This window comes from Agrobacterium sp. 16-172Ci, from assembly GCF_053522725.1.
In genome coordinates this window covers 22575-29160 of sequence record NZ_JBNWBW010000041.1, presented here as the reverse complement: position 1 = coordinate 29160, position 6586 = coordinate 22575, and the positions used below count along the sequence as shown (strand labels likewise).

General features: G+C 60.8%; 5 protein-coding genes. 2 read left to right on the top strand and 3 right to left on the bottom strand.

Annotated elements, in window-relative coordinates:
• Window positions 1–220: 220 nt before the first annotated feature.
• Window positions 221–2170, bottom strand: a complete 1950-nt coding sequence (locus ACQZ40_RS24690; protein ID WP_458575399.1) for a L,D-transpeptidase family protein — start codon at window positions 2168–2170, stop codon at window positions 221–223.
• Between the two features lie 120 nt (window positions 2171–2290).
• Between ACQZ40_RS24690 and ACQZ40_RS24685 the strand changes: the two genes are divergently transcribed.
• Together ACQZ40_RS24685 and fumC are read left to right on the top strand one after the other, a co-directional pair.
• The gene (locus ACQZ40_RS24685) at window positions 2291–2569 is read left to right on the top strand and encodes a hypothetical protein (protein ID WP_448748829.1); all 279 of its coding nucleotides are present in this window, start codon (window positions 2291–2293) and stop codon (window positions 2567–2569) included.
• Between the two features lie 13 nt (window positions 2570–2582).
• Window positions 2583–3974 (top strand): class II fumarate hydratase, encoded by a 1392-nt coding sequence (fumC, locus tag ACQZ40_RS24680; protein ID WP_080818713.1) that lies wholly within the window; start codon window positions 2583–2585, stop codon window positions 3972–3974.
• A 313-nt stretch (window positions 3975–4287) separates the two neighbouring features.
• On the opposite strand, the gene ACQZ40_RS24675 is transcribed toward fumC, so the two are convergent.
• Complete coding sequence (locus ACQZ40_RS24675; protein ID WP_003524803.1) at window positions 4288–5916, bottom strand: CTP synthase; 1629 nt, start codon at window positions 5914–5916, stop codon at window positions 4288–4290.
• Between the two features lie 161 nt (window positions 5917–6077).
• Entirely contained in the window at window positions 6078–6533 is a 456-nt protein-coding gene (secG, locus tag ACQZ40_RS24670; RefSeq protein WP_003524802.1) for a preprotein translocase subunit SecG, read from the bottom strand.
• Between the last annotated feature and the right edge of the window lie 53 nt (window positions 6534–6586).

Genomic DNA, 6586 nt, shown 5'->3' with positions numbered 1-6586 from the left:
CGGAAATACGGCCGCCTGCCTGCATAGGCCGGGATGCGCATCCCGGCCTATGCATCAAGTAAACCACAATACGTCCACACAAGTCCGGGGTGACGGAGTACGGTGTTGCCGTTAACGCCAAAATGTAGCAGGCGGACTCCAGCACCAAACAAATTGGGCAGGCCTTTCCTTCAAACAAAAAAGCGCCGTCTCCGGCGCTTTTTTCTTGATGCTATCCTAATCAGATCGACGCGGCCCGCGCCTTCGTCGTCACGGCGAACGCCTTCTGCACATAGCTGTCGCGATCATAGACATCGTCGAAGAACTGCACCTTGCCGTCCTTGTCCGGCCAGGCGGTGAAATAGGCCACGTAGACCGGAACCTTCTCCGGCACCTGCACGGCGCGGTTCTTGCCGGATGCGATCTGCTCTCCGACCTTGTCGACGCTGGTGCCGAGAACGGCGGCGGCCATGCGGCGCGGATCGACCAGACGGATACAGCCATGGCTCAGCGCCCGCATGTCGCGGTTGAAGAAGCTCTTGGCAGGTGTGTCATGCATGTAGATGGCATGCGCATTGGGGAACAGGATTTTCAGGTCGCCCAGCGCATTGTCGCTGCTCGGCGGCTGGCGCACGGAAACGGCATTGGTGGAGCCATACCAGTTGACGCTGGTGGAGGAGACGGCACGACCGCCCACCTGCACCTCATAACCCAGCCGGTCGAGATAGGACGGATCGCGGCGCAGCTTCGGCAGCATCTCGTTGACGATGATCGACTGCGGCACGCCCCAATAGGGGTTGAACTCGACGGTCTGGATTTCATCCTGGAAGAAATAGGTCTGGTTGGCCTTGGAGCCGACGACCACCTTCATGCCGAACTGTTCCACGCCGTCATTGTGGTAATAGGCCATGAAAGCGGGCTGGTTGATGAAGACATAACGCTGGCCGAGATCGGCCGGCAGCCAGCGGACCTGCTCCATGGCCACCTGTACCTTGGCGATCTTCGCGTCATTGCTTTCACCGACCATGGCGCGCACGGTGGCGCGGCCGATCACGCCATCGGGTTTCAGGCCGTTTTCGCTCTGGAACGCCTTCACCAGATCGACGAGATCGGGCGTATAGTCCGGTGTCTGCTGGTAAGCGGAAATGATCGCGGCATGTTCGGCCTTGAAGGCGGGCGAAGCGCGATGTTCGATGGCTTTGACGACATTGGCCATATCCGCGCTGCTGTTGCCGGGCTTCAGCACCAGATCGGCGGGAACGCGGACGACATGCGCCGCATCGCCCTCACCGCGCAGACGGGCAAGCTCCGCCTTCAGCGCCAGATATTCGGCGCTAGACGGTTCGCGGCTGCGCAGATAGGCGGCAACATCGGGGCTCAGGCCCGCAAGCTTCAGCACCGGTGCGAGGTTCACCGTCTTGCGCTTGAAATCGTGATAGCCGGAGAGCCGGTTCGGATCGACACGGCCACGGGCCGTATCCTGCACATAGGCGAGAACCTTGGCGGAAAGCGCCAGCTCGAACTGCATCTGCGCCCGCTGATAGGCGTCGGACACGGGCGCCGAGGCCGTCCCCACCGGCGTACCGGTCGCAGCCGCACCGGAAGCGTTGCTGATGCTGGCCGTCACATCCTTTGCCGGTGGCGAAATGCTGTAATCGGCCGGATCGAGGCCGCTTTCACCGACCGTCTCGAGAAAGGCGATGACAGCATTGGCGCGCGCGGTCAGCTCGCCTTCCGAAACCCAGAGCGTCTTGCCGCCGGCGCCGTAATAGGCTTCCAGCGCCTTGGCGATCTCGGGGGTGGCGCTGAATTTCAGATTGGCAAGGCCTTCACCGAAATTCGCCGTGTTCACCGCACGGGCCGTATCCGCCTTGTAGTCGTAATAGCGCGGGCCGGAAACACGCGGCAGCGGCTCGGGATCGGAAGCATCGGCACTTTGGCCTGCGCTCGATCCGGGGGGCGAGGTGACGATGCCGGCCGGCGGCAACTCACCGCGATCGCGCGCGATCTTGCCAGGGCCGCCGCGCAGGAGGTCCATCAGCGTTACCGCACCGGCGCTGCCGGGAAGAGCGGTGGAAACGGAAAGACCGAGAGCCAGCACCAGTGCTGCCGATGTTTTTCCAGATGTGACTTGCAATTTGATCCTCGTAGCACCCAGCACCGCCAGCGAAAGGGCGGGCATCAGTTTCATGCTTGTCTAGCCGATCGACGGCCCGTTGAAAAGAAAACGCGAAAAAGCCCACAACCGTGCCGAAATGAACCTTATGATACAGCCAAAGCCGTAAAAACGTAATTTCCAGAATTGGTGAGAATGGTTAAATTTCCATTTATTTCATTTACTTTGCCCTACCCCGCCAAACCTTCCGGGCGCCCCGGAAAGCCCTATTTTCCAGTCATTTTGCGTCGTAGTAAAAATGACACGCCGGCGCCTTTTTCACCCCGCGCCGCGCCTTACGGCGAAATCGCTTTTGTGCGGCGGGAAATATCTGCCTCCGCTGCATTGCAGCGCTTTCATTGCCGGCGCGATGATTCTATATATCGGCCGCGCAAGGCGGGCGAAGGCGCCGTTTTGGCGGAGGAAAACGAGTAAAAAGGCAAGATTGATGACAGCCACACGGACGGAAACCGATACATTTGGACCCATTGAAGTTCAGGCCGATCGCTATTGGGGCGCGCAGGCGCAGCGCTCGCTCGGCAACTTCAAGATCGGCTGGGAAAAGCAGCCCGCCTCTGTCGTTCGTGCGCTCGGCATTGTCAAGCAGGCCGCCGCACGTGCCAACATGGCGCTGGCAGGCCTCGACCCCAAGGTCGGTGACGCCATCATCGCCGCCGCGCAGGAAGTCATCGACGGCAAGCTGACCGAGCATTTCCCGCTCGTCGTCTGGCAGACCGGCTCCGGCACCCAGTCCAACATGAACGCCAATGAGGTGATTTCCAACCGCGCAATCGAGATGCTCGGCGGCGAAATGGGCACCAAGAAGCCGGTTCACCCCAACGACCACGTCAATATGAGCCAGTCCTCGAACGACACCTACCCCACCGCGATGCACATCGCCTGCGTGGAAGAGATCGTTCACCACCTGTTGCCCGCCCTCAAGCACCTGCACAAGGCGCTGGAAGCCAAGGTCAAGCAGTTCGAGAAGATCATCAAGATCGGCCGCACCCACACGCAGGATGCAACGCCGCTGACGCTCGGCCAGGAATTCTCCGGCTACGCCGCGCAGGTGGCGTCTGCCATCGCCAATATCGAAACCACCCTGCCAGCACTCTCCAAGCTCGCCCAGGGCGGCACGGCCGTCGGCACGGGCCTCAACGCCCCCATTGGCTTTGCCGAAAAGGTCGCCGAGGAAATCTCCAAGATTACCGGCCTGCCCTTCGTGACTGCGCCGAACAAGTTCGAAGCGCTCGCCTCGCACGATTCCATGGTCTTCTCGCACGGTGCGATCAATGCGGCCGCTGCTGCGCTCTTCAAGATCGCCAACGACATCCGCTTCCTCGGCTCCGGGCCGCGCGCCGGTCTCGGCGAATTGTCGCTGCCGGAAAACGAGCCCGGCTCGTCGATCATGCCGGGCAAGGTCAACCCCACCCAGTCGGAAGCGCTGACGCAGGTATGCGCCCACATCTTCGGCAACAATGCGGCGCTTTCCTTCGCCGGTTCGCAGGGCCACTTCGAGCTCAACGTCTATAACCCGATGATGGCCTACAACTTCCTGCAGTCGGTTCAGCTTCTGGGCGACGCGGCCGTCTCCTTCACCGACAATTGCGTCGTCGGCATCGAAGCCCGCGAAGACAACATCAAAAAGGGCGTCGAGAACTCGCTGATGCTGGTGACGGCGCTGAACAGCAAGCTCGGCTACGACATCTGCGCCAAGATCGCCAAGACCGCCCATAAGAACGGCACAACGCTGCGCGACGAGGCCGTTGGTGGCGGATACCTCACCAACGAGGAATTCGACCAGTATGTGCGCCCTGAGAACATGATCGGGCCGAAGTAAGCCTGTTGAATTTTGGTGGAATGCGGAACGGGCCTTCGGGCCCGTTTTTTTTGTTTGAAGTTAGCGGGTCGGACTTAAATGATCGACGCCCCATCTCGAAATGCCATGTTTGTCGCGGCTATCGCATCCACACTCCGTCACCCCGGACTAGATCCGGGGTCCAGCGCGATCAAGTCCTTGATCGCTTTAGACTCGTTCACGGCGCAGACGCGCCGTGGCTGGATGCCGGATCTAGTCCGGCATGACGGAAGAAAGCCATTCGCATAAACAAAAAAGGGCCGCTGTCGCGGCCCTCTTCATCTCATTCAAACCGTCAAACCAGCCGGCTCTGCTCCACCGCTGCTTCCACGAAGCTCGCAAACAGCGGATGCGGGTCGAGCGGGCGGCTCTTCAGTTCCGGGTGGTATTGCACGCCGATGAACCACGGGTGATCGGGATATTCCACCGTTTCCGGCAGGACACCATCCGGAGACATCCCCGAGAAGACCAGGCCGCATTCTTCCAGCCGGTCCTTGTAATCCACATTCACCTCATAGCGGTGACGGTGGCGCTCGGAAATATCCGTGGTGCCGTAGATTTCGGCGATCTTGGTGTCTTTCTTCAGCGCCGCCTTGTAGGCGCCGAGACGCATGGTGCCGCCGAGATCGCCCTTGGAGGAGCGCTTCTCCAGCTCGTTGCCCTTGACCCATTCGGTCATCAGGCCGACGACCGGCTCGGACGTCGGACCGAATTCGGTGGAGGAGGCATTTTCGATGCCGGCAAGGTGACGGGCCGCTTCCACGACCGCCATCTGCATGCCGAAGCAGATGCCGAAATAGGGCACGTTGCGCTCACGCGCGAACTGCGCCGCCATGATCTTGCCTTCCGAACCGCGCTCGCCGAAGCCGCCTGGCACCAAAATGCCGTTGACCTTTTCGAGATAGGGCGTCGGGTCTTCCTTTTCGAAGACTTCCGACTCGATCCACTCGAGCTTGACCTTGACGCGGTTGGCAAAACCACCGTGATGCAGCGCCTCGATGAGCGACTTATAGGCATCCTTGAGGCCGGTATATTTGCCGACGATCGCAATCGTGACCTCGCCTTCCGGCGTGCGAATGCGATTGCAGACCTCTTCCCAGGGCTCCAGACGCGGCTTCGGCGCCGGCTCGATGCCGAAGGCGGCCAGCACTTCCGAATCGAGGCCTTCCTTGTGGTAGGCAATCGGAACGTCATAGATGTTCGCCACATCCAGCGCCTGGATGACGGCGGAAGGACGCACGTTGCAGAACAGCGAAAGCTTGCGGCGTTCCGCTTCCGGGATTTCCCGGTCGGCACGCACCAGCAGGATGTCGGGATGAATGCCGAGCGCCTGCAGTTCCTTCACGGAATGCTGGGTCGGCTTGGTCTTCAATTCGCCAGCTGCCGGAATGTAAGGCATCAGCGTCAGGTGAAGATAGATCGCCGTGCCGCGCGGCAGATCGTTGCCGAGCTGACGGATCGCTTCCATGAACGGCATCGCCTCGATGTCACCCACCGTGCCACCGATCTCGCAGATGACGAAGTCGTAATCGTCATTGCCCTCGATCACGAAATCCTTGATCTCGTTGGTGACATGCGGAATGACCTGAACGGTTGCGCCGAGATAGTCGCCACGCCGTTCCTTGTCGATGATGTTCTTGTAGATGCGACCGGTGGTGATGTTGTCGGTCTTGGTGGCCGAACGCCCCGTGAAGCGCTCGTAATGGCCAAGGTCGAGGTCCGTCTCGGCACCGTCATCCGTCACGAACACTTCGCCGTGCTGTGTCGGGCTCATGGTGCCGGGATCGACGTTCAGATAGGGGTCGAGTTTACGAAGCCGCACCCGATAACCACGGGATTGCAACAAAGCTCCGAGTGCTGCCGCAGCGATGCCCTTGCCTAGAGAGGAGACCACGCCGCCTGTGATGAATACATATCGCGCCATGGGATTCACCGGATACCTTTTTACCTCTGATTCCGCCAGCCCAAATTTCATGCTTTCGAAAATTCGCTGTTGACGAATTTGCGATGGGTCACAGGCCGGAATGCGAACAAAAGAAAACCGGCAGGCTTTTGGCCTGCCGGAGCGTTAAATCAAAACCGGGCTTATTGACCGGTCGGAACTGCGTTCGGATCAGCGGGCTGCGCCGGGGCCGGAGCGGCCGTGCCGGAAGCGGCCGGAGCCGGGGTCGTCTGAGCCGGCGCGGCTGCACCATTGGTCGGAACGCCATTCTCAGCCGGAGCCGGCGTCGATGGCGTCGTCGCCGGGCCGAGCGTATCGAGAATGCCGTTACCCTGGCCCTGCGTGGCCGGAATACGGTTCAGAATGTCGGTCGGGCGCGATTCGTAGCGCGTCAGGAGACCGAGGCCGAGCGAGGTCGCGAAGAACAACGCGGCAAGGATCGCCGTGGTGCGCGTCAGCGCATTGGCCGTTCCGCGCGCGGACATGAAGCCCGAACCGCCGCCGATACCGAGGCCGCCGCCTTCGGAGCGCTGGATCAGGACCACGCCGACAAGCGCCAGCACGATCATGAGGTGAATAACAATCAAAACGGTCTGCATGACAATCCATTCCATGCCCCGCGCGGAGCACTACAAAGAAGGTTTCGCGGCTC